Origin of the sequence: Microscilla marina ATCC 23134 (genome assembly GCF_000169175.1) — a bacterium.
Lineage (GTDB): Bacteria > Bacteroidota > Bacteroidia > Cytophagales > Microscillaceae > Microscilla > Microscilla marina.
In genome coordinates, this window is sequence record NZ_AAWS01000023.1 from 90,781 (window position 1) to 116,043 (window position 25,263).

Genomic DNA, 25,263 nt, shown 5'->3' on the forward strand with positions numbered 1-25,263 from the left:
GTGAGTGAGCTCAGGTGTTATTAAATCTCCGATAATAACTGAAAGTGGTTATTGCCTACCTCTACTACATTTACTACTCGACCACTATTTGGTCCCGTGCCATAAGTAAAATTGATACCAGCAGGTGCCACGGTACTTACCGAAGATTGTCGCCACCAGCGTATTTCTATGCTTTGCCCCAGTGCGGTACATATTTTATCTACAATATTGAAGTTATTCTCCAAAAAACCTTGATGGTACACTCCTATAGTGTCCCTTATCTGCAAGGCTTCTTGGTTGGTGAGTGCTCTGCCTATACCTGTAGCAATAGAAAATACCAAACAATTATTATTATTGCCTGATACATTGGTTACCCTAAAAAGACTGGGTAAATGCTCGCTGGGTGTGTCATTATTTACTATTGAGTTAGTTTCAAACCACGACAAGGTTTTGGAGGATTTTTTCTTTTTTCTTTTAGTGGTCGTTTTATTCTTTGGAGCGCGACCTTTAGATTTTGGCGCAAGCTTGTTTGGTTTTGTGTCTTTTTTCTTCGAGCGCCCTCCCGATAAGTCAGTTGGACGATGGAGTAAAGTTTGCTCTTGACCGTTCTCATCAGTCAGGGTTATGTTTTTGACTCCTGTTGTAACATCCTCACTTTGATAGCCTGATAAAATATTGATGATATAATCTATTTGGGGCACGCAGGTACTGCTAATGGCGCTTGTAAGTGCTGCTAGTTTTTCGGGGGCGTTTTGCTCTATGTTGGATATAAGGCGATTCAAAAAAGTAAAGTCAGGGGTGTAGTCTTCCACATCCTCTTCTTTTTTCTTGCTGAGTTGGCTTTGTACCTTATTTACTTTCATTTCCAGGTGGAGCAATGCTTCTTCTGCCTCTTCTTTGTGTTTTAGATAGTCTACGGACTCTTGAGCAGTAGGCATTTTTCGGCTTACATCGTATTTTACAATAAACGGACGAAAAGCAGGGTTTTGGTTGGATATGGCATACTCCAGCATGCCAGTATAATGTTTAAAGCCTAGTTTTTCATATAACTTTCGTCGAACATTTCTGCGTAACTCACCTCCTCTAAAGTCGTCAGCAAAATCTTTGTTAGTATATTTGTCTTTAGGTTTGTCAGGAGCTCCAAATAACTCATCCAGGGCAGGAGCTACTCCGGTAGCTCCATCAGTCAGCGATATTTTAAGCATTACTTTAGAAAACATCTCTACAATAAACGCCCGATTAAACACATCTTTAAAGTTCACTAACCCAGCCTGAGGCCCTTCCCTTACTCCTTTGTCAATGCCTCTGATAATTTCTTTGCCAATTTCTTTGTATACCTTGCGCATTCCATACTCCCCGGCTTTTTTACCCAATAATTCCATGCGTTTTTCGGGGTTGCCAGTAAATCGGTCAAAAAAAGACGCCTCATTGTCTACATTTGCCGATTCCAGCGCGTCAATACTTTCGGTACCTAGCCAACTCATATTTTCAAAAATGGTTTTAAGTTCAAAACCACCCATCAACACCCCCGATAAAAGTGCCCCTTTGACACCTGTCCAGGCGGTTTCGCCAAAAGTGCCTCCTATGCTGTGTTTATAAGGATCAAGTACCGAGTTAAGCAAGGTAATGGCCATTCCTTGCCCGGTAAAAAATGCTGAAATCACCAACTTAGCTGCCAGTGCACTGCCTATGCCTAAACCAGCCCCAAAAGGCACAAAAGCCGCAGTAGATAACATCCAAAGCATTTTACCAAGGTTTTTTCGGTATTTGGCCGCTTGTTTTTCATAGCCTTCCTGACGTTCTTCTACATCATCGAAATATGTATCATAAAAGAACCCTTTATTTTCGCCAATGGTCGAGTGTATTTTGCCTTTATCACGGGCGCTGTCTAGTTCGCGCATGGCACTTACCAAACGAGCGGCGCCTTCTTTACGTTCGGTACTTTTCACTGTGAGGGCTTTCCATTGAGTAGTCATAGAGCCCCCTGTCAAAAACTTCTCTTTTTCTTGCGAAGCAAGGTACTTATAAACTTCAGTCAAAGTCACCATGTCGCCCGATTGGTAGCCTTTTTCTTTCAAAGCATCAAAAAAGCTTTTATCAAACTCCGCCGAATTACTCAAGTGCAACAACAGGTTACGCACCATGTCCATATATGCACCATCGTTCGGAAAAGCATTTTTGAGTTGCCTTAGTCGGTCTTGCCGAGGCATAGGTATACATTCGTTGCTGATGAGGGTGTTTAGTTTGTTGTAATCTGTTTCTAAGTCGTTTATTCGCCTTTCATTGGGCTCTTTCTGGCGTTTTTCATTTTTGATAGCTTCTTTTAACTGGGTGCGGTGGGCAATCTTGTCACGGTGTTCACGCACATTGGTCCATTCTTCCAGCAATACCCTGCCATTGAGGTTGGTAAAAGCTGCTCCAGCCCCACCCTTATCTCGCCCTGAGGCAGGTCTAAACCAGCGATAATTGCTTTTGAGAATTTCATTGATCAGGTCAAAATCGTGTCCATACATGCTAGTGACAGTGTTTACATTACGTGAGGAGCTTTCTTGGCGGTAGTTAAATTTAGTTAACTTTTCAAACTTTCGGTAAGCCTTAAAATCACTGTGTAACAAATTACTGTATACCTCTACAAAGAAAATGTTTTTACGTTGCTGGAGCGAGCGGGCGTAGGTTGGGTAAGAATGCTCGTCTCTCCTGAAGTTAGGATTACGCCATTTGGTAAGGTTTGCGTTGAAGTGTACCTTTGACATCACAAATTCATCACCTTTTTGCCATACATCAAGAGCTGCCTGTAATGCCTTGTTATAGTCGCTGGTATTTTTTATTATTTGGGCAAACCGAGCGGCATACGTTTTAACTTTTGCCCGGTACGCTTTGTAAGACAGTTCTTTGACCCCTTCCAGGTTATCCAGGTCGCTTTGTTGGTCACGTCGTTTTGTTTGTTCCTTGCCTATATCATCGTTTACATCCTTAGACTCCACATAGTCGAGGTGATAGCGTTTGTAACCACTATCTGGCAAACGGTTTTCTTCACGGTTGAGGTCTGATGCTCCGTCACTTATATCCTTTCTGATGCGTTTATCGAGGGTGTGTGAAGTTTTCTTTTCCAGCTTTTTATAACTCCCCTTACTAATATTCTGTCCATCATTGCTCCAGTCGAGCAAAGGGTGAATATGCAAGTGAGCTTTCAGGCTATTAAATCGCTCTACAATGCTTTTATTACCCAATTTTCGTTTCCACGAAATGCCCAAAAAAGAACTTTTCAGGTGTTTGGCAAACTGACGCTCCAGCCCTACATGCATTTCTTTGTCTGTTTGAGCAATTTTCAGTTCTTTATCATTGAGCTGAAAAGCCAATGTCACCACCTTATGCGAGCTAAAGCTTTCTTTGCCTGCATAACGCCTCAATTCTAAATAAGTAGGAGAGACATCGCCCCCATACCTCAGGCTACCTACTACTTCATGTATTTGTTTAGGTGCTACCCGCAAGGCTATCAATACTCGCCTTACCCAATCCAATGCCCAGTCGGTGCGGTCGTTGGCTTGTTGGGCATCGGTGGCTTTGTCTAGAGATTGGTCTTTGGGCAAAAAGGCATTCAAAAATTGAATTTTCCAGCGGTCGGGCAGCTTCATCAGCGATTTTACCAAGTCTTGCCGACGGTTGATTTTATACCTTTTGGCGTTGAGTGGATTCCATTTATTATCCCAGCCTCCGCCTTGGTAAGTAATGTCTGCTTGCCGGGCAATATTTACCAGTGCCGCCAACATTTCAGGTTCAAATTCTGCCCCACGGGTTTGAATAATGTGGCGTACTGTATTTACAATTTGCTTGAGATCTGAAGCTTGGTGTCCTTCTATTCGTTCCTCTTCTAAGCCTGGCAAGTAAGCCTTTCGGTCAGGTTTTTTTGAGTTGGTAGGCGCAGGTTCGTGTCGGTTTTCTGTGTCGGGGTGATCGTCTTGTCGGTCGTTGTTGGCTGTACCTGCCTCTAACATATAGCGCAAAAATTTTCGGTCGCCTGAGTTCCAGCCCATCTTATTGGCGCGGTACTGTTGTTTTTGATTGTCAGACAAAAAGAGGGTATACCTGCCCAAAGACAAAATGTTGGTCGCAAGTGCGGCGGGGTATTGAAAAATGGCTGCAATGGAGCCACCCAGTTTGCCCCAAAAACCTTTGCCAAGCAATGCTTGCCCCTCGCCAATAGACTGGAGGTATTTGGTAGGGCTAGGAGGGGTAATATTTATTTCTTCGTATTCCTTGTTCTGGTCCTTGTCTTTGAATGTACCAATGGGTTTGAACTGAACGGTTTGCCCCGATATGTAGCGACGAATGACAGGCTGGTTATTAAAATAAGTTTTTTCTTCTTTAGCAATGGTTTTGAGCCAGGCTTCTACAGCTTTGGCAAGGTCTTTTACTTTGCCATCGGTTTTGGGCAACGAAAACCCAAATCTTCCCACGTATTTGCTGGCGCCAACACTAAAGTTTTTGACAATGGCTGCCAATTGCTGGTCTTTTTGTGTTAAAAAAGCTGATACTCCATCTTTGTCCCTCAAAATATTGGCTTGCCATTCGCCCAGTTTATTTTCCAGTGCCGCTTTTTTTTCTGGGTCTTTTTCTTTGCCTATTGCCTTGGCAGTGGCTTTGATGGCAGCATAGTGCGTATTAGAAATAACAAAATTTTTGACTCTGCGATAGTTGTAGGTGTTTAGGCTACGTTGCATAGTAGCCCCATAAATATTCCAGAGCTTTTCCAATTCGTGTGGGTCGCACAACTCAGCCAGTCTTACTACCTCTTCTTCGTCAGACACAAACCTGGCCCAAGTACCCCGTTCCATCAGCCCCAGTGATACTGCCAGGCGGGTGGCATTGGTGGCTTTCCCTCCATTGTCGAGTAGTTCAAACAAGTATTTGGCGCGTTGCCCCTCTTTGCGATCGTTGTCTACATTGGGCATACCATAACGTTTGATGAGTACTTCACGCAAGGTTTGGTTGGTAGTATTATCAGGCACATTTATAAAAGCAGTTTCTACCTTGTGTGTGTCAGGGCGTGACATAAGCCTGATTGCTTGAATAAAACCAATTTGGTCTTTGGAAAAACTCACCATCAGCAAATTATATAATTGCTGGGCGGCTGCATTGATCGACATGCTTTTCTCCAGCAAAGTAGCCTTTAATGAGCTTTGTCCACCTGGTTTCTTTTCCGGATTTTTTTGGCTTAATCCTCTAAATTCCCGCCCTCTGTAAGGGGCGTACACCTTGTGAAGTGTTTGGTCAGAATCACCATTAGCTTCAGCCTTGTCACCAATATGTATTTGCCCTTTAGAAGCTATCAAGGCTTGTGTTTCGGCTACCAGCGCGGCTATAGTTCCATCCCAAGTGTTTTTGAAGTTGTTTGCCTGAGTAGTGAGCTGGGCAAGGCGTTGGTCTATGGTTTGGGTAACTGCCTTTTGTTTTTTGAGTGTGTAGGGAGCCGACAAGTTAAGTGATAAAGCCAACGATACATCTTGTACTGCCTGATGTATATCCTGATGGATGTTTTCAATGGCTGTTTTCACTTCTTTAGCTACCATTTTTAACGTAGCGAGGGTAGGGTCGCTGTTATGAGTTTTAAGAATGGCTTCATCTAAAGTATGTAAATATTGATTAAGCCTACTGATTGCGGTGATGGCATAGTTACGGTTTTGCTCAAAAATCTTTTCTCCATCATTTATCTCCCGTGCCGAGCGTTCGTAGCCCATGTCACCCCCGGGTAGTTGGATGGGACTCACTTCTTTCCGACGATTTTTTGATGCAGGTGCAGGGTTGATTTTTACCTCTGGCAAAGGCAGGGTATCTTTCTTTATCTTGGGTGGGACATCTTTGACAATAAGCGACTGTGGTTTTTTGAGTGGGGGAGTTGACTTTTTCTTCCTTCTTCTTTTCCTTTTTTTCGGGCGTTCACTATGGTCAGGGAAGTAATCTTCTCTACCTGTGTCAAACCTCTCTTCATAGTATAAGTCTATTTCTTCGTTAATCTCATGCTGCCAGTGTTGTTTTTTGGCAGCTCTTCCGTGATTTTTCTTTCGTTGTATGGGCGTTTGTTTGGCAGTTATAGGGCGTTGTTTGGCCTTGTGTTTATTGGTGCCAGCATTGGTTTTGGGTGATGTATGCTGTGTCCTGTTTTCTTGGATCGAATCAGTTTTCTGGGTTGACTTGGGCATCGGATATTTAATAAATAGGTGTAATAATAGGGCGTTCTTTTATAAAACCCCTCCCTCGGTTAGTGATAATTCCCTGCCGCCAAAATTGTGCATCTTTCCTCTTTTTCTTAGGACTATTTTTTTTTGATGATGATCATATAACATCACCTTATAAGTAATTAAATAACTTATTTTTTTGTAAAATGTTTATAGACAATTACTTAAGTTGAGTATGAGTTTCAAAAAGGAAGATTTTTTGAGCTCAACATTTGTGTGAGTCATTAGAAAAATATATATTTAGATAATTATCTAACTATTGAATTAAAATGAATAGTACATGAAAAAAATTTTCAAGGCGTTGGATGATCCTACTCGGCGTAAAATTCTGGATTTGCTCAAAGACAGCGACCTGACAGCAGGGGAGATTGCAGACCATTTTGATATGCGCAAGCCCAGTGTATCATATCATCTTGACTTGCTTAAGCAGGCAGAGTTGGTAGTGTCGGTCAAAAAAGGGCAATATGTATATTATTCGTTGAGTACTTCAGTGCTTGAAGATATAGTGACCTGGCTAATGGGGCTCAAAGACAGTGAGGCTCCTTCGAGCGACCAGGCAATGAGTGATTAATTGTAAAACTTTAACATTAAAAAAATATGACGGACAGTAAACAACATACCTTGATTTGGTGGGTTTGGGGTGGGCTCACCATTGCCTTACCAGCAGCAATTGCGGCGTTACTTTGGAGCAAGCTCCCGGCAGAGATTCCAGTACATTGGAATATTCACGGCAAACCTGACTCTTATGCGGCTAAAGAGGTAAGCATTGCCCTGTTTATGGGCATCAACATTGTATCGTATGGCTTACTTTTTTTGTTGCCTAAAATTGATCCTAAGAAAAACTTTGAGCAGTTTAAAACCGCTTTTCGTTGGGTGATCTTTTCAAGTACTACGCTCATAGCGGCCATTACCTGCCTTATCTTTATCCATTCGGCAGGTGTTCAGTTTCATTTATTCAAAGCCATCCTCACCCTTATTTTGTTGTTATTTTTAGTCTTGGGCAACTTTATGGGTAAACTTCGCCCCAACTATTTTGTGGGCATTCGTACCCCTTGGACTATCGAAAACGAAAATGTTTGGGTAAAAACCCACCGTTTGGGCGGACAGGTTTGGGTGGTTACGGCACTTATATCTTTGGTCATGCTCTATGCTATACAATCGCCAATGTGGGTTTTTATGATAGGCATTTTAATCATGGTATTGGTACCAACCGTGTATTCTTATATTTTACACAAACAACTCAAAGAAGACTAATTTACACCATAAACCCACCTATTATTAGCTAAGTTGCAGTATAACTCTTGACTAAACTACTCATGATAAAATTGAATCATTTGCATACATTATTATTCATTGCTTGCTTTATGGCAACCCTTATAAATAGCCAGGCAATAGCACAAAACAAAGCACATACTGAAGAAGAAGTCATTTTTAAGAATGCTGAAATTACCCTGAGTGGTACCCTTACTTTGCCCAAAACCAAGGGCAAACATCCCGCAATAGTACTTATTACGGGCAGCGGACCACAAAACCGTGATTCGGATATTTTGGGGTTCAAAATATTTAAACAAATTGCTGATGAACTTACTGCTAAAGGCATAGCTGTGTTGAGGTACGACGACCGAGGGGTGGGCAAGTCTACAGGAAAAATTATGCAGTCAACCACCGAAGATTTTGCCGAAGATGTGGTAGCAGCCATTCAACTGTTAGAAAAAAGAAAAGACATCAACCCCCAACAAATAGGTGTATTGGGGCACAGCGAAGGGGGTATTGTGTCGCATTTGGTCTATGCCAAACATCCTGGTCTTGCCTTTATGGTATTGATGGCAGGACCCACGGTGGCAGGCAAAGAAGTGATTTTAGAACAATCGGATGCTATGCTAAAAGCCCAAGGCAAGTCAGACGAAGAGTGCAAAGCGCAAAGAAAACGTTCGTTGATGATGTTTAAGGCTTTAGAAACAGGCAAAGGTTGGGATGAAGTGACCAAGGCAAATGTGGCTTATTTGTTAGAAGAGATAAAAAAGCTACCCAAAGAAAAAACTGCCCATATTACCAAGCCTAAAGTGTATGCCGAATATGTGATTAAACAACAGCTCAAAGGAGTGAAAAACCCCTGGTACAAGTTTTTTATCAGTTATGACCCTCGCCCAAATATGGAGAAAATTATTTGCCCAGTGCTTGCCATTTTTGGTGAAAAAGATTTACAAGTGCTGACCTCACAGAACCGAGAACCTTTGGAAAAAGCTCTAAAAAAGGCAGGAAACAAAGATGTAACCATCAAGGTACTCAAAAATGCCAATCACTTGTTTCAAAAAGCCAACACTGGTTCACCCAGCGAATACGCCAAACTCCCCAAAGAGTTGTTGCCTGAGTTTTTACCTGCTGTAAGCAACTGGCTACTGAAACGGGTAACAGTAATCAAGTAGTTGACGAATGGTACAAAAACACCCTTGACTTATCTTCATGATTTAGTCAAGGGTGTTTGTATTTTGTATAAGGTAAAACTTGTTTTTAACCTACAAGTGAATCACCTCATCATAAGCCGCAGCAGTAGCTTCCATGATTGCTTCTGACATAGTAGGGTGGGGGTGAACCGCCTTCAAAATTTCGTGTCCGGTAGTTTCCAGCTTGCGTGCTACTACTACCTCGGCAATCATTTCGGTTACATTGGCACCAATCATATGCGCGCCCAACCATTCGCCGTATTTGGCATCATAAATTACCTTGATAAAACCATCAGGTGCTCCACCCGCCTTGGCTTTACCTGAGGCAGAGAATGGGAATTTACCCACTTTAAGTTCATACCCTGCTTCTTTGGCTTTTTTCTCAGTATAACCCACCGAGGCAATTTCAGGAGCGCAATAAGTACATCCTGGAATATTGTCATAGTCTAATGGCTCAGGGTTGTGTCCGGTCATTTTTTCTACACAAATAATTCCTTCAGCCGAAGCCACGTGTGCCAAAGCAGGTCCCTTTACAATATCGCCAATGGCGTAAATATTAGGAATATTGGTTTGGTAAAACTCATCTACTACCACCTGTCCACGATCAGTTGCCACGCCTACATCTTCCAGACCAATGCCTTCGATGTTGGTGCTTACACCTACCGCTGATAGTACCACATCACACTCTATTATCTCTTCGCCCTTTTTGGTTTTTACGTGTACTTTGCACTTTTTACCTTTAGTATCCACCGAGGTTACCTCAGAGTTGGTCATCACCTTCATACCCTTTTTCTTATAAGTGCGCTCCAGTTGTTTCGACACGTCTACATCTTCATTAGGCACAATGTTAGGCATGTACTCTACAATGGTGATTTCGGTGCCAATGGTGTGGTAAAAATAAGCGAACTCGATGCCTATAGCACCAGAGCCTACCACTACCATTGACTTAGGCTGCTTGTCGAGCACCATTGCCTGGCGGTAACCAATAATTTTTTTGCCATCTATAGGCAGGTTAGGCAGTTCGCGGGCGCGACCACCCGTGGCAAGTATGATATTTTTGGGTGAGTATACAGTTTTGGCGTCTTTGTCGTCGGTTACTTCAACTTTGGTACCTTTAAGTACTTTTCCAAAGCCAGCAATATGATCGATTTTATTTTTTTTAAGCAAAAATTGAATTCCTTTGCTCATTCCTCCTGCTACATCACGGCTACGCTTTACCATTCCGGTAAAATCAGTTTCAGCCTTACTCACTTTTACTCCATAGTCTTCGGCGTGGGTAATATAATCAAATACCTGAGCACTTTTAAGCAACGCTTTGGTAGGAATACATCCCCAGTTCAGACAAATACCCCCTAGCTCGGCTTTTTCTACTATGCCTACTTTCATTCCTAGCTGAGAAGCACGAATAGCAGCTACATAGCCTCCCGGACCACTACCTATTACAATAAGATCATATTGTGTGGACATATTTTTATGTGTGTTTAAGATGTTGAGAAATCAATTCGGAATAGAATTTTTCATATTTACCATTCTTTGCCAAATGATTAATTTTTTTGAAAAATTCTACAATGCATACAAGTCCTTACAAAGGTAGCAGAAATGAGAAAAAAAAGAAATTTAGCAGGAGTTTAGGGTGAGGAGAGAAAAACGAGTTTTGTGCTATTGGTTGCTTATTATGCCAGATAAAAACACCCCTTAATTTTTAAGAAGTGTTTTCTGGGGTGAGTTGTTGAGCCTGGTTCGAGGCGAATGAATGATTTACTTTAGCTTGTCCGCAAAGTTCTTTTTAAGTTTTTCTACCTTGGGATCAATCACATATACACAATACCCTTGTTTTCGGTTATTGTTGTAATAGTTTTGATGAGAATCTTCTGCCGGATAATACACCCCCAAAGGAGTAACTTCGGTGACAATTTTATTAGGCCATATACCTGCAGCATCCGCTTCTTTTTTAGATTTTTCGGCTATTTTTCGTTGCTCTTCGCTATGGTAAAAAATAGCCGAACGATATTGCGTACCCACGTCGTTGCCTTGACGATTGAGCGTGGTAGGATCATGAGTGCGCCAGAATACTTCTAATAGCTCAGCAAAGCTAATTACCTTTGGGTCAAACGTAACCTGGGCTACTTCAGCGTGCCCGGTAGTACCTGTACAAATTTCGCGGTAAGTAGGGTTTTTGGTGTTGCCACCTGTATAGCCCGATTCTACTTTAGTTACCCCTTTTAGTCTTTGGAAAACGGCTTCTACACACCAAAAGCAGCCTGCCCCCAGTGTAGCTTTCTCCAATCCTTCAGGAGTAGGTTGGTTGTTTGTTTGAGTCATAGTTGTTCTGTTACTAACCTTATTTTGAGAATTACAAGCCATTGCCAGGCACATAAGCCCAACAAGTAGCATTTTTATTTTGAGTAAGTTATACATAAATCATTATAAGTTATGGTTCAGGTAAAATGTTTTAACACAGCACCTGTCTCGACTTTTTGGGTATAGGTGAGGGCAACAGCAAAGTGTGCTATTTGTAGTTCCTTACTAAAAGGCGAGCCAGGTTCATAGTTTGATAGGAGCATTATACCTGTTTTTATTTGGTTTAACTGTCGGCTAACAGACATACGAACAAACTGATTGACTGTCTTGGGGAAGAGTTGTTAATTATTTGATAAGAAAAATCGCTAATGTGAGTTTTGACTTGAAATAGTGCTATTTTTTTGCTGTATTTTATGCTAATTGCAACATCAAAAAAATCTGAAAAAGAATAATATTACTAAAATAAAAGTGATCAAATACCATCGAACTATTCATAAACCACAAGCTTAATAATGAAAAATACAAAAGAATGGCAGTTAGTCAGCATGTTTGCTGGCTTTCTGATGTTTGCCTGCCTGATAGCTTTAGGAGGTTACGCCGCTATGAGCGGAAATAAAAAAACTTTTAAAGCAACAAGCGCAACAAATTTAAATCAGAAAATAACTGTGACCGACTCCGTTCAAAAGGCCAATTGATGGCTTTGTGAAGTAGGTATCTGTGTACTAAACTAACTCCTTTTCCCTGTCAGTAGGATCCTGGCAGGGATTTTTTTGTCTTTTTTTAAAATAGTGCTAACTGATTCCTGTAAACTACAAATGACTCTTTTTCAGTTAGTTAAAACCTTGTTATAATGGTTGTTGTATTTGGCTGGTTGGGTTGATTTGTGTAAATCTACTGTTTAAACATTACCTGCTTAACTTATTATAATTCAATAACATTCAAAGTAATGAAAAAACAGTTATTAGTTTACATCAGCGCATTAGTTTTTATAGTAGCGGCTTGTGCCAAAAAAAATGAAGAGCCTCAGCCAGTGACAAGTGTACCCGATGGTGATGGTTACGACATTGTCTCAATTGTGCCTGCCAATGGTAAAGTGGGTGACGAGGTAGTAATTACTACCAACCAAATACAGGATGTGGCAAGGGTAACCATTCATGGGCTTAGAGCCAGTATTTCTACAATTGAAAATGAAAAAATCACTGTAACTATTCCACAGTATGCCACCAGTGGCAAAGTAAAACTGGAAGTACGTGACAAAGCATTGGAAGCCGAAAGTAAGGACGATTTTGTTGTAGAATATCCTGCCAATCAACTTGCTTTTGTGGGTGGTGATACTCGCTATGGTGCCAGTGGATTTGCCATAGGTACTAAAATATATATGGGTTTAGGGTTTCGGGGTCAAGACGATTTCTGGGAGTACGATACTCAAACCAATGCCTGGAAACAACTGGCGAACTTTCCGGGAGGCAAACGTGGCTTTGCGGTAAGTTTTGTGATAGATGGCAAAGGGTATATGGGTACAGGGCGCCTCTATAACACAAGTGCTAACACCTCTACCTGGTACAAAGATTTTTGGCAGTATGATCCTGCGACCGATCAATGGACAAAAAAAGCCGATTTTGCAGGTTCAGCACGCACCGAAGCAGTAGGCTTTGCCATCAATGGTAAGGGGTATATAGGTACAGGACTTGACGAAAGAGGCAACCAAAATGACATGTGGGAGTATAACCCAACCATTGATCGTTGGACACAGATGGCTGATCTTACAGATGATAACTTTTTTGGGTTAAGTCGTAAGCAAGCAGTATGTTTTGTAATTAATAATAAAGCTTATATAGGTACTGGCAATACTGATCGCAAGGATTTTTGGGAGTTTACTCCTACGGCTACAGATCAATGGCGTAAGGTGGCCGATTTTGGTGGAGTAGGGCGTGGTAGTGCTTTGGCATTTACCATCAGTGGCAAAGGCTATGTAGGCACAGGGTATACAGAGTCGGGCTATAAAAACGATATGTGGCAGTATGATCCTGCGACCGATCAGTGGACAAAAAAAACGGACTTTAGTGGTGGTCAAAGAATTTGGGCAATAGGTTTTGCCATAGGCAATAAGGCTTACATTGGTACAGGTTGGGGCTTAAATAATTATACCAGCAGCTATAGCCCAATGCGTGATTTTTGGCAGTATACTCCTTAAAATATTTTAACACTCATAAAAAGCTTTAATAAAACTACCTTGATTAAAAGAATCAAGGTAGTTTTTGTGGTTTATAAGTCAGGTGTGTATTACAAATGAGCACATTTATTGATATGAGTATCTTGTCATCAAAGTGTATTTTTATGACTGTTATGCTCTAATCCAGAAACAATGAGAAACCCTACAAAACAAATTTTTATAACGTTGATGGTCATTTATTTGTGCAGTAGCATTACCTGCTATGGTCAAATACAAATAATAAAACGGCAACAACCAGTGCAGGTTATTTCTGAATATGCTTATTGGGTGAGTTCTATGTGTGAGCAAGGGTGTACTAATATTGACCTGGGACCTTATAAGCTTACCAAATCACTGAAAGACATTCCGCAATACAAACGAGGAGTAGTTGTATGGGCAAAAGGGCAGTTTGTATTGGTCAAAGACCTTCCCTCCATTGCTGGTCCTCGTGCTAATAAAAGTATGCGAGGGCAAAAAGTCGTAATGCGTAAAATAGATGTTCAAAACCACAAAGAAGTAAAGTTTGTACATATAGCTATGTCCAAACAGGCCAAAAACAAGTTGGCCAATCAAGAAGACTTCTCCATTGATTTTACATTTGTTAATCCACTGGCAAAACCTATACAATTTAAGCTCACCGTAGGGGATAAAACCAATAATGTGGAGTTAGGTGCTGACGGTAAAAAAACAATTTCAGTAGATGTGCCTGCCGAAAAAAGCAAAAGCTATTTGAACTATATGGTAGTCAATGAAAACTTTGTTTTTAAAAAGTATGCGGCCAGTTTAAAGGTAGCAGAACGTAGTGGGTTAGTAATCTACTTGAATGGTTCGGTTTACCCTAAAAGCTTGGCAAAAAAATAAAAAATAACTTTATATAATTCTGAATTACCTGCGTCGTTTAATTCTTGTGTGACTAATATTAATAACTTCTTGTATATAAGGTTGTCTTTTTTAGGCAACCTTTTTTTTGCTTCATCGTTTAAAGGTTTTCTCTACATAAAGTATTCTTTTTTAGCCCTGTTTTCAGCCCCTGTATTTTACGTCTTACACTACCTGATTTTGAGTTAGCACATCCTTGAAAAATTTTATTTTCAGACCACACTGTTTTTAAGAAAATATACGGTTTTTTGAACGTCATGTTCATGAGAGTTGCCATATAACTAAAGAGCGTTTTTTTTCAAAGGCGATGGGGCTATGCTACTAGTTATTTAGCTGGATATACCTTCAAATCGTGTTGATTTTATCGTAAGCGATGTTTTATGCTTAGGATAAGCCATTGACTATACATAGAAGAGTACATTAGGATTGTACTTTTTGATGTGTGTTAAGAGGGGTTTTAGGGAAAATCAGGTGTTTATAGCTGCTTTTGTAAATCAAGTATTTATACTTGGGTTTTTTTGTAAAAGTACAATCGTTTTTTTCTCATTAAATAGGGTGAAACATTATTCAAACTCAATAATTTTATGTAAGTTTGCTCAAGTTTTTATTGCGAAGAGGAGAGTTTCATCAATTACTCTCGTGATTTTTTTTACAAAAAATTAACAAATACGTGTTTACCTTATCCACAAAAACAGGATACAGTTAGAAGATTTCCAAAAGCTAAGCCTATAAACGATTATTTTATAGAATTATTTTAACAGCATCTATAAATGTAACGGGTGAGTACATATTTCAGTTTTTGGCTTTATATGTATACATAAAAGGAATTAAAAAGCAACAACTACAAATATACCGCTAGAATTTGGTTGAACCAGCACTGTGCAATGCAGAAAAGACACAATACACTTAATTAATAGTCAATATCTTAACACTAACAACAAAGCAGAATTACAAGCAGGAAATATACCCTTACGAATTAGTGTAAATCAGGTATGTTTTCTTTTTTATATTTTCATTATCCCAACTAAAATAGTTTTTTTAAAAGCATAATTAACCAAATGAGAAAAGTAGCAACAACTATCAAAGCAACGTTGGTAGTAATGGCTCTTGGACTCCTCTCAATACAGGCACAGAGGAATGGTTATTTCGATAACTTGTCCATTAAAAGCTGGTTTTCTTCTACTAAGAAGAATCCCACTGCCACGAAACCAAAACTAACACCCAAAACGCAACAAACTCCAACTAAACTAGTCAATACCTTCTTACCCACACCTAAACTAAAGACAGATTTCTTTATGGGTGGTTTGGCTAAGCCTCTCATCAAAAATGGGAAAGCATGCGACTGTGTTGAAATCACCACTGAAGGTCGTGATCAACGCGGACGTGTTTTTTCTTATGAGAAGCTTAACCTCCGCAAGGACTTTGCCTTAGAGTTGGATTTTTATTTTGGAACTCGTACCGACAATGGTGCTGATGGCCAAATTCTAATGATTCATAATGATCCTCGTGGAAACGATGCCCAAGGTGATTTTGGCGAAGGTTTAGGATATGGTACCGGACGCAATTCAAAGGGAGTTGCCCCATCTATAGGAATAGAGATGGATACCTGGCAAAACCCTGCCAGAATGGACCCAAGCGAAGACCACATCGCTTATCTGGAAAATGGTGTGGTCACTCACAATGATCCTACATTTCCATTGATCAAAATGCCCGAAATGGAAGATGGTAAAGAACACCGTCTTCGTTTTGAATGGTATGCTTCTGCTAAAAAAGTAAAAGTATATTGGGACAAGAATAACGACAAAGAAATTGATAAAACTTCTGAGTTATTATTTGAGGTAAACCGTGACCTGATTGACCTATTAGGTACAGCCACTCCTTATTGGGGTATTTCTGGTGCTACAGGACATAGCTACAATTTACAGTATTTCTGTAACCCACACGGCAAGCTTATTTTTACTCCTACCGATTTCTGCGCTACTTACGAAGGTTTGCAAGACAAATCATCTGTAGAAGGTCTGGGCAAAGTTCACCCCCTCTTAAATGTGAGCACTGGTCGTGGCAAAGCACAGGTTTTATATCAAGATGGTCGTAAAACCATTTATACTGCACCCAATGGCAAAGACAAAGTAGTCAATGGTTGTTTAGGCAATGGAAAAGGTTTTGCTGATACTGAATCTTCAAAAAAGAGACTACATGACTATACATTTACATTTGAAAACAATGCAGCTGTAAAGAATTTTTCTATGCAGATGTTGGATTTTGGCGACTATAATGCTGCCAAAGCACAAGTTCAGTCTGCTATATTGGTAGGATACAATGCAAAAGGAGAAGTAGTAGATACTGATTCCTTGATTGTAACTGCGACCTCACATGGTAACCTCAAACTCACCGGTGATGCCTGTACTGCCAAACCTGGTGAACCGGGCAACTATACCTTTAAACTTGTAGGTGATGGGATGACCAAAGTAAAGGTTCTGTATTATAATGATGGCAAAGGCACTTACGCTGGCAACCGCCCTTCTGATCCTAATATTGCCATTGGCAATGTTTGTTTCACTATGGATGCCAACGCCTCGCCTAACCCTCCGGCTAATATGCCTGATTGTAAAGCTTATGCTGTAAATACCGATCAGGGTAATAGTCAATTTTATACTGTAGACATTAATAATCACAACTTTGTCTTGCCTTTAGGCGATGCAAATGCTGGTGCCGATATTCAGGGAGTTGAATTACACCCTGTACATGGAGTGTTATACGCTGTGTCTGGTTCGGCTAATGCCAATAACCAAAAAGGACATTTGTTTAAGGTAAACACAAGCACAGGTGAGTTGACTTCAATAGGAGCTACTGGTTATACTAACCTTACTTCTTTGGCATTCAATAGAATGGATAACCACTTGTGGGCTTGGGCTACTGGTACTGGTTTGGTACAAATAGACCTTGCTACTGGTCAGGCTACTGTAAAAGCAGCTTCAAACTACCAGGTAAGCGGTTTGTCCTGGGACAAAGATGGAGATAAATTATATGCGACTGTTGGGGCTAAGCTGTTTGCTTATGATAACAACACGCAAAAAATTACTGAGGTAGCTCATAACCTGCCAGGCGAAACTTCGGCTTTAGAGGTAAGACCAGATGGTTTGTTGATGGGTGCTGTATCAAAAAGTGGTGCAATGACTGTTTTTGTGTACGATTTGGGAACACTTCAAACCGTAAAGAAAGAGCGTTTAACTACTTCTTACAATAAAATTACTGCATTTGCCTGGGCTGACTGGTGTGACATCAACGACGACATCGTAATTCCTGCACAAAACTGTGTAGCGTTTGATAATATTACTCCTGGTACTGTGGTAGAAGGTATGGGTACTGCGCATCCTTTGTTAGACATTACGACTGGTGGTGGACTTGCCAAAAGGTTGAGCGAAGGTGGTACCGACATAGTATACATTACTGAAGGCAAATTGGCCAATGGTTGTATTGGTGCTGGTTTTGCCGATACTCGTCCATCTGCTACCCGTACTCACGACTACGCTTTCAAGTTTAAACCTGGTACTACTGTAAACAGCTTCTCTTTAAGGTTGGTTGATTATGGTGACTGGAACCCAGCCAAGGCTACTGAGCACTCAGCTAAACTGGTAGCTTACGACAAAGACGGAAATGTAATAAATACCGATGAGCTTAAACATACTACTCAAGCAGGTAAAACTATTGGTAAGAAAGGGGATGCTTGCGGCGGACAAGAAGGTGAATCAGGAAGATATACATTCACTGTCACTGGAAATGGAATTGCTCAGGTAAAATTAGAATTCTCTAATAATGGTACTACTCAATATGGTGGTAACCGTCCTTCTGATCCTAATATTGCCATTAACAAAGTTTGCTTTTTCGTTGAAACCGACGTTGAACCTCCTTTGATTCCTTGTGAAGCAAGTGTTTATTATGCCAACCATACCAATGGTGTAAACTCTAAAATTTATACTACTCAAACTGACCTTACGAACAAAACAGTAACTTTTAAAGAAATTGCTGAACTACCATTTAGCGATGCGCACATTGCATTGAGTTTAGATGGTAAGCGTTTGTATGCTGTAAAAGGTAGTGGGAATAATGAATTAGGTTACTTAAAGCTAGACGATAACACTTACCATACAATAGGATATTTGAACGTGGGTAAAATCACTCAACTTTCGTTCTCTCCTAATGGCAAGCTTTATTTTACCGACAACTCAAGCAATGAGGTGTATGTGATGAACAACATCGAGGCTACGTTGTATACTAATTTGGGTAAAATCAACCTTAATAATGGCTTCCTGAACATTCAGGGTGGAGACATTACTTTTGCTCAGGATGGGACCTTCTACGTATCTACTGCTGCCAATGGTGGTCGTGTATACCGTGTAGTTACCCAAGCTGGTGTAATGACCGCTGAAGAAATAGGAAGTACTCCAAGAAGCCAAATCAACGGTATAGCTGTATTGAATCACGGTACTGGAAGCCTGGTATATGCTGGCAAAGGTAAAAAAGGTTTTAGTGTAGTGGATCCTTCTACAGGCGCTACTTACGACCTTGCCGCCAAAGGTGACCTAAGTGTATTGGGTTATGGCGATATGTCTAGCTCTTGTATGGATGAATTGCCAACCGGACCTGATCCAGGACCAGGAGATGGGGAACCATTGACTTGTGGTAAAATCAGAATTGAGAAAATTGGCAACAATGTGAAGATCAACAATGATCACGACAAACAAATAGTGGTTTACTATACCATTACTGATGCAGGCAATGATACCAAAGGCAGATTAATGGTGGATGCCAATACATCTGTTGATTTTCATACTCAAGTACCTGCCGATGGCAAGATTGTATTTGATATGGGATCAGACAATATTCAGGACAGCACTGTAGCTACGGGCGATTTCTGTGCAGTAAAAACAGGCACTAAAACTGTAGAAGCTGGTGAGCGCATAGACACTATTCAAGTATATGAAGGCAAAACTTACGATGCCCGTGACCTTGATTGGTTTGTGTTTAAAGAGCGTCAGCAGTTATTAGACCGTAATGGTAATACAGTAGCTGAGTCTGATAAGGGAGTAAGCCTTCCTGACTTGCAGACAATGGCTGACGAAACCAACCTGAAAGTAGATTTTAAAGCAGGTACTATTGCTTTTACCAACACGATTGTATGGTTTAAGATTGAAAATGGATTACCTAAAGATCCTTATATATTAGCCAATGGTTTGAGAAGCAGTGTGACTACTACTGGTACTTTGCCAGGCACTGTTCCTGCCGGAACCCAAATGGGATTCTTGTTGGTAGGTGCTACCGCTCCTCACAACCCATTGGCCGAAAATCCCAATGCTAAATTGCGTTTCTCTGGAACCAAGTTGCAATACTCTACCAACAATGGTTCTAGCTGGAGTGATATACCTGAAACCAAGATTGTTTACTCTATCAAAGAATGGAACCGATACAAGAAAGAAAGTGTAGTAGCAGGTATTTCTGATCACCCAACCAAAGCAGGGGAGAAGGTATTGACTATAGTTTTTGAAGACATCGTAAGTGGTGGCGACCGTGATTTTGAGGATGTACACTGTACAGTATACATGCAAGGAGTAACCAAGCTAAAAACCAAGGTGGTGAAGGAAACTAAAGAGGTAGATGTTTACACTGAGATTCCTTGTGGCAACTGTTCTGTAACTATTCAGGGCACTGAGCCATTGACTTGTGACAACATTGAGATTACCAAAAATGGCAACGATGTAAAAATCAATAACAAGAATGCCCTGGATGCTTATGTGTACTACACTGTGTATGAAAACAATGTAGCTACTAAGACTGGCGACTTGTTGATTAGCCCTAACACGGTTATCGACTTTGATACGCCTGTGCCTTCCAATGGTAAAATTGTATTTGCCATGGGTGCAGAGAGCATTCCTGACAGTACAATTGTTACAGGTGATTATTGTGCCATCAAAACTGGTACTAAAATTATAGAAGTTGGCGAGCGTGTAGAGATCATTCAGGTATACGAAGGCAAAGTATATGATGCCCGTGACCTTGACTGGTTTATCTTTAAAGAGCGTCAGAAACTGCAGGATCGTGAAGGCAACCTTGTACCATACTCTGACAAAGGAGTAAGCCTTCTGGACTTGACTACTATGGCAGATGAAACTAATCTTAAGTTTGATTTTAAAGCCGGACGTATAGGTTATACTGATGCCATTATTTGGTTTAAGATTGAAGGTGGGCTTCCAACTGAGCCGCATATTTTATCTGCTGGTTTGACTAATATGTCAACGGCTACTGCAACACTTCCTGGAACCGTTCCTGCGGGAACTAAAATGGGATTTGTATTGGTAGGCGATGTGGCAGCTAAAAACCCAATCGTTCAGAACCCTACTGCTCAACTACGTTTTTCTGGTACTCGCCTGCAGTACTCTACTGACAATGGTGCTACTTGGAATACTATTCCTGAGCATCAATTGGTGTACAGTATCAAAGACTGGAACAGAAACCAACACGAAGGTGTAGTAGCAGGTATTTCTGATCACCCAACCAAAGCTGGTGATAAAGTATTGACTGTAGTATTTGAAGATATTGCAGGTGGTTATGGCGACTTAGACTACGAAGATGTACACTGTACGGTGTATATGCAAGGGGTAACTAAGTTGAAAACCAAGGTGGTTAAAATCACCAAAGAAGTAGACGTTTATACTGAAATCCCTTGTGGTACTTGTGAAGTTACCGTAGAAAGTGGTGACAACTCTACTTGTCCTGACGATGCTTACCGCTATAAACTAAGTAATGGCAGCCCTGATGGTGAAAACTATCACGTATGGATGCCTAACTTGTTTGTTCAAGGACAAACTACCCGAATGACTTTTGAGAAAGAGGCTTATATGGACATCAAGAGAGATGGTTCTAGTGCTCGTCTTTATGGTTATGCTACAGTAACTGGTAGTGGCGGATCAAGCATGGGAGCCCGTTATTTGGTAGATGCTACTTTCCATAAAGCTACCAACAACATGCAGCCTAAGATTACCCTTCCAACTCAAACTCCTGATGTAGTAAAAGATTGGAAATACTTTGAGATGGACGCAAGCAAGTCTACAATCTCTTTGGTAGGAGGTAATCAAGTATTTAAACTTACCCACATGCCTGCCAACAAACAGTTTGGCTTGCAAGTAGGAGTAAGCGCCAGTGGTCAGAATGTGAAGTTTGGCGCAGCTGCCTGGTTCTTCTGGGAAGAAGTAGGCACAGACAGAAAAGGGTCTGGTGACTTTATTATGGACATGGAAAACCTTTGTCCTGATGATACGCTGGATTGCCCTGACAATGCTTTCCGTCACAGACTGAGCAACGCGGTATCTGACGATGCACACAATGGTAACCACGATCATAGTATCTGGATGCCTAACTTGTTTGTGTCTGGACAAGATGCCAAGTTTACTTTTGATAACAACGCCTACATGGACATCTTAAAAGATGACAGTAAGGCGCATATATATGGTTATGCTACCGTAACAAATGGTGGTGGTACTAGCCAGGGAGCCCGTTATTTGGTAGATGTATGGTTTAACCTTGCAACTAATCCAATGACGGCTAAAAAAGAGTTGAAGCCTGGTTACCAGCCTGACGAAGTAACTAATAAGTGGAAGTTCTTCGAAATGGATGAAACCAAAGCTACCATGACCAAAGTAGGAGGGAGTCAGGTAATTAAACTAACTCACAAGCCTGCAAACCGTAAAATGGGCTTACAAGTAGGCTTTACTGCCAACGGTAAGAACGTGAAGTTTGGTGCTTCTGCCTGGTTCTTCTGGGAGATAGTGGGTGAAGGGAAATCAGGACACGGTGACTTTAACCTTGACCTTGAAAATCTTTGTCCAGGACAACCTTTACCTGATTTGTGTGAGCCTCCAATAGAAGTAATTTATGTGTTGGATATGTCGGGTAGTATGAAGTGGGAGTATCCAAAAACTGACGATGCTGGTAAAACAATCAGTCGTTTCCGTGCAGCCCAGGATGCTTTGATTTATGCGAACTCTGCACTTGCTCAACAAGGAATGTCAAGCCGTTCGGCGTTGATAGTATTTAATGATACTACTGCTCAAGTAATGTCTGGATTTACAAATAACTTCCAGCAATTGAACAGTATAGTAGAAAACCTTGGCGCGCCTAATGGTGGTACTCCAATGTCAAAAGGTATGTTAAGTGCCAAAGAGTTGTTGAAAACGCGTAGTGCTGATAAAAAGCCTGTAGTTGTATTAATTACAGATGGTGTGCCTACTTATGACTTACGTAACTTCCCTTACGACCACTTGAAAGTGTCTGCAGTAGACATTTTTGACCCTGTGGCTCAGGTTTTTCGTATCAAAGAGGTGGTAGCTAAAATGGGTGGATTAAATACCTGGATTAGCTCATCTTATGGCTTGTACAACGGTCAGGTGTTGTCAGAAGTAATGGGAGCAATTGATGAAATCAAGGCGGAAACTCCTGATGCATTGATTTATGGACTAGGTATTGACCAGGATGCTGGTAATAACGAAGCTTCATTTAATGATGATATTCTGGAGTATGGAGCTCACAAAACTGGGGCGACTTATCATACAGTAGACAATGCCGAATCAATGATCAAGGCAATGGCCAACATCTTGTTAGATGCTACTTGTAACCCACACAATCCATCAGAAGATCCTGCTTGTGAACTTTTGTTAAATGGTACGCCTTTGAATGACTCTACACAGTTAAATACTGTTTGGAATGGTCAGGATGATAAGGTGACAGTAACCATTGCTAATATTACTGAGCCAGTAAATTATACCTGGAAGCTTACTTTCCCAACTGATCCTTCGGTTCAGGCAGTGGAGGTTTCTGGTACTTTTACTCAGGATGGAACCTACGAGATTACTATTCCTATTCCTCCAAAGGGTCAATGGGGTAATGTAGCTACAGATGGTTCTGGTTTATTTAAAGCCAATATCTCTTTCAATATCAGTACTCCTTGTGGAGACCAAAACTGGGAGCGTATTTATTATGCGACAGATGAAGCAGATGTTCAAGTGGTAAAAACTGTAGACAAAGCCACGGCAAATGTAGGCGATACCCTTACTTATACTATTACAGTTACTAACAACGGCCCTAGAAAGGCCAATTCAGTTACATTAACTGATGCACTTCCTGATGGATTGAGCATTTTGTCAGTAACTGGTGGTTCTTTTGAAGAAGATACTATGGACTTAGGTTCAATCAACCTTGGAGAAAGTAAAACCATTAAAGTAACTGCTATCGCTACTGCTACTGGAACAATCACAAACACTGCTACGGTGAGTGTGGGTTCTCCTGTTGATCCGGATACAAGTAACAATACTTCTTCGGTGCAAACAGTAGTAGTGGCTAAGCCAAAAGCTGACCTTGCCATTACTGGAACAGGTCCTGCTACCATAGGTGAGGGTAAAGAGGCTACTTATATCTTTACAGTGACTAATAACGGTCCTGACAAAGCTGATAACATCAGTATTGCAAATGCGATCCCTACGGGAGCTACTTTGATTTCTTCTACCCATACTACCATCACAAGCCTTGATTTGGGTGCTTCGGCTACCTTTGAGGTGAAGTTGTTGATGAATAACCTAGGTACTTATCAGCTTACTTCAAGTGTGTCAAGTACAGTAGAAGATCCAAACCTGGCAAATAATACAGCGGCTGTAACTACTGAGGTTACGTTTGATACTTCTGATGAGAAGTGTTATGCAAGTGGGGTATTGAATCATACTCCAGGTACCAATTTAGATGGTTCACCTGTTTTACCTGAGTTGGGTGATAAATCTAAGGTGACAAACAAACCTGAAAGAACCAATGCTATAGGTACTTACACAAGTTTAGGTTTTGGTGGAGACATCACAATGACGTTTGCAATGCCAATTAAGAATGGTACAGGCAATGACCTTCGTATAGTAGAGGCAAGCCCAGCAGGAACTACTTGTGCTTCCAACCCCGAAAAAGCAGATGTATTTGCTTCTCAGGATGGTCAGAAGTGGGTATACCTGGGCAGAGCTTGTGGTGCTAACAGTGACTTTGATTTAGGCGAACTTAACTGGGCGGTTTATGTGAGAGTGATTGATGTAAGTAACCCAACTCACTTTACCGATGCAACTGCCAACGGTTTTGATGTAGACGGAATGGCTTGTTTGCACGGAATGCCTGATACTTTTGATCCTGCTCCATTGGTTTCTTGTGTAGCGGCTAAGCTGGTATCGTTCAAACCTGGACAGAACCAAGATGGTACTGACCTGGATGATGGCAATGATCCTAACAAAGCATTGGGTGATGTAACTAATCCTGATGATGCCAACGAAGCTGTATCGCTTGGTTTTGGTGGAGAGTTGATTGTTAAATTTGACTATGTAATCTTTAACGGAGACAATGATGACCTTGAGATCATCGAGCATAGTCCGATTAGTGATTGCTCTACCAATCCTGAAAAAGCAAAAGTGTATGCTTCTCAGGATGGTAACAATTGGGTACTGTTAGGCGAGGCTTGTTTGGATGCTAAATTTGATTTTGGTAGCCTTAAGTGGGCGCAGTACTTCAAGATTGTAGATGTGAGCAATACTGCTGATTTCTCTGATGCCAACGCCAATGGCTTTGATGTAGATGCTATCAGATGTGCGGGTGGATCAGTGTACCAAGCATATCAAGGTGACAAGGTTGCCAGCGAAGACAATGTAACTATATTGCCTAACCCTGTGAGAACAGACTTAGGTGTAGACGTGTCTAAGTTGTATAGTGTACCTGCCTCACAAGTAATCAATGTAAAAATTGAATTGACTGATATTGATGGTAAAAAACTAGCCAGCAAAACTGTAGGCAAAGATGCTTTTGACAGCAAAACACTACATTTTGATATGACTAATAAAGCCAGTGGCTTATACTTAGTGAAATGTATTATCACTTACAAAGGCGTAAATGGTGATACTCAAACTGCTATCATAGACAAAAAAGTGATTAAGAACTAATAATTACTTTTGCTATTCATAGATAAATAAAAGGTCCGGTGTCTGTAAAGGCACCGGATTTTTTTATGCCTTGTATTAAGCCCTGTTTTGGCGGTCAATTAAAATAGTGATATCGTGTATCAACGAATATTGTAACAACTTTTTTTGTTTTTCCCCGTTTAAAGCCCTCTTTCTTATGTTTCTTTAAGCTTGCCTACTCG

10 protein-coding genes are annotated in these 25,263 nt (G+C 40.9%); 7 read left to right on the plus strand and 3 right to left on the minus strand.

Annotation, left to right across the window (positions count from 1 at the left end; all coding sequences use genetic code 11):
- Window positions 1-20 precede the first annotated feature (20 nt).
- The gene (locus M23134_RS20765) at window positions 21-6,179 is read right to left on the minus strand and encodes a hypothetical protein (RefSeq protein WP_002699526.1); all 6,159 of its coding nucleotides are present in this window, start codon (window positions 6,177-6,179) and stop codon (window positions 21-23) included.
- A 316-nt stretch (window positions 6,180-6,495) separates the two neighbouring features.
- Between M23134_RS20765 and M23134_RS20770 the strand changes: the two genes are divergently transcribed.
- The 3 genes from M23134_RS20770 (at window position 6,496) to M23134_RS20780 (ending at window position 8,641) form a co-directional block, all read left to right on the plus strand.
- Window positions 6,496-6,786 (plus strand): autorepressor SdpR family transcription factor, encoded by a 291-nt coding sequence (locus M23134_RS20770; protein ID WP_002699527.1) that lies wholly within the window; start codon window positions 6,496-6,498, stop codon window positions 6,784-6,786.
- A gap of 26 nt (window positions 6,787-6,812) precedes the next feature.
- A complete protein-coding gene (locus M23134_RS20775; protein ID WP_002699529.1) occupies window positions 6,813-7,469 on the plus strand; it encodes an SdpI family protein in 657 nt (218 codons plus the stop codon).
- A gap of 62 nt (window positions 7,470-7,531) precedes the next feature.
- Window positions 7,532-8,641, plus strand: a complete 1,110-nt coding sequence (locus M23134_RS20780; RefSeq protein WP_002699531.1) for an alpha/beta hydrolase family protein — start codon at window positions 7,532-7,534, stop codon at window positions 8,639-8,641.
- Window positions 8,642-8,731: 90 nt separating this feature from the next.
- Here the strand turns inward: M23134_RS20780 and lpdA are convergent, their stop codons facing one another.
- Both lpdA and msrA read right to left on the minus strand, forming a co-directional pair.
- Window positions 8,732-10,126 (minus strand): dihydrolipoyl dehydrogenase, encoded by a 1,395-nt coding sequence (gene lpdA / locus M23134_RS20785; RefSeq protein WP_002699533.1) that lies wholly within the window; start codon window positions 10,124-10,126, stop codon window positions 8,732-8,734.
- Between the two features lie 291 nt (window positions 10,127-10,417).
- Window positions 10,418-10,981 carry a peptide-methionine (S)-S-oxide reductase MsrA gene (msrA, locus tag M23134_RS20790; RefSeq protein WP_045114008.1) on the minus strand — a complete coding sequence of 188 codons (564 nt, stop codon included), beginning with the start codon at window positions 10,979-10,981 and terminating at the stop codon, window positions 10,418-10,420.
- Window positions 10,982-11,472: 491 nt separating this feature from the next.
- Here msrA and M23134_RS20795 point away from each other — a divergent pair, with 491 nt between their 5' ends.
- The 4 genes from M23134_RS20795 to M23134_RS20810 all read left to right on the plus strand — a co-directional run bounded on the left by M23134_RS20795 (window position 11,473) and on the right by M23134_RS20810 (window position 25,063).
- On the plus strand, window positions 11,473-11,655 hold the full coding sequence (locus tag M23134_RS20795) for a hypothetical protein (protein WP_045114009.1): 183 nt from the start codon (window positions 11,473-11,475) through the stop codon (window positions 11,653-11,655).
- A gap of 251 nt (window positions 11,656-11,906) precedes the next feature.
- Window positions 11,907-13,154: a Kelch repeat-containing protein gene (locus M23134_RS38580; protein ID WP_002699541.1), complete on the plus strand. Its 1,248-nt coding sequence runs from the start codon at window positions 11,907-11,909 to the stop codon at window positions 13,152-13,154.
- A gap of 171 nt (window positions 13,155-13,325) precedes the next feature.
- On the plus strand, window positions 13,326-14,033 hold the full coding sequence (locus M23134_RS20805) for a hypothetical protein (protein WP_045114010.1): 708 nt from the start codon (window positions 13,326-13,328) through the stop codon (window positions 14,031-14,033).
- 1,076 nt (window positions 14,034-15,109) lie between these two features.
- On the plus strand, window positions 15,110-25,063 hold the full coding sequence (locus tag M23134_RS20810; RefSeq protein WP_082226627.1) for a lectin-like domain-containing protein: 9,954 nt from the start codon (window positions 15,110-15,112) through the stop codon (window positions 25,061-25,063).
- Window positions 25,064-25,263: the final 200 nt, after the last annotated feature.

What these genes read in the sequence shown, in the direction of transcription:
- msrA (WP_045114008.1), bottom strand. Translation starts at nt 10,981, where the DNA reads ATGACTCAAACAAACAACCAACCTACTCCTGAAGGATTGGAGAAAGCT.
- M23134_RS38580 (WP_002699541.1), top strand. Translation starts at nt 11,907, where the DNA reads ATGAAAAAACAGTTATTAGTTTACATCAGCGCATTAGTTTTTATAGTA.
- M23134_RS20770 (WP_002699527.1), top strand. Translation starts at nt 6,496, where the DNA reads ATGAAAAAAATTTTCAAGGCGTTGGATGATCCTACTCGGCGTAAAATT.
- M23134_RS20795 (WP_045114009.1), top strand. Translation starts at nt 11,473, where the DNA reads ATGAAAAATACAAAAGAATGGCAGTTAGTCAGCATGTTTGCTGGCTTT.
- lpdA (WP_002699533.1), bottom strand. Translation starts at nt 10,126, where the DNA reads ATGTCCACACAATATGATCTTATTGTAATAGGTAGTGGTCCGGGAGGC.
- M23134_RS20780 (WP_002699531.1), top strand. Translation starts at nt 7,532, where the DNA reads ATGATAAAATTGAATCATTTGCATACATTATTATTCATTGCTTGCTTT.
- M23134_RS20765 (WP_002699526.1), bottom strand. Translation starts at nt 6,179, where the DNA reads ATGCCCAAGTCAACCCAGAAAACTGATTCGATCCAAGAAAACAGGACA.
- M23134_RS20775 (WP_002699529.1), top strand. Translation starts at nt 6,813, where the DNA reads ATGACGGACAGTAAACAACATACCTTGATTTGGTGGGTTTGGGGTGGG.
- M23134_RS20810 (WP_082226627.1), top strand. Translation starts at nt 15,110, where the DNA reads ATGAGAAAAGTAGCAACAACTATCAAAGCAACGTTGGTAGTAATGGCT.
- M23134_RS20805 (WP_045114010.1), top strand. Translation starts at nt 13,326, where the DNA reads ATGAGAAACCCTACAAAACAAATTTTTATAACGTTGATGGTCATTTAT.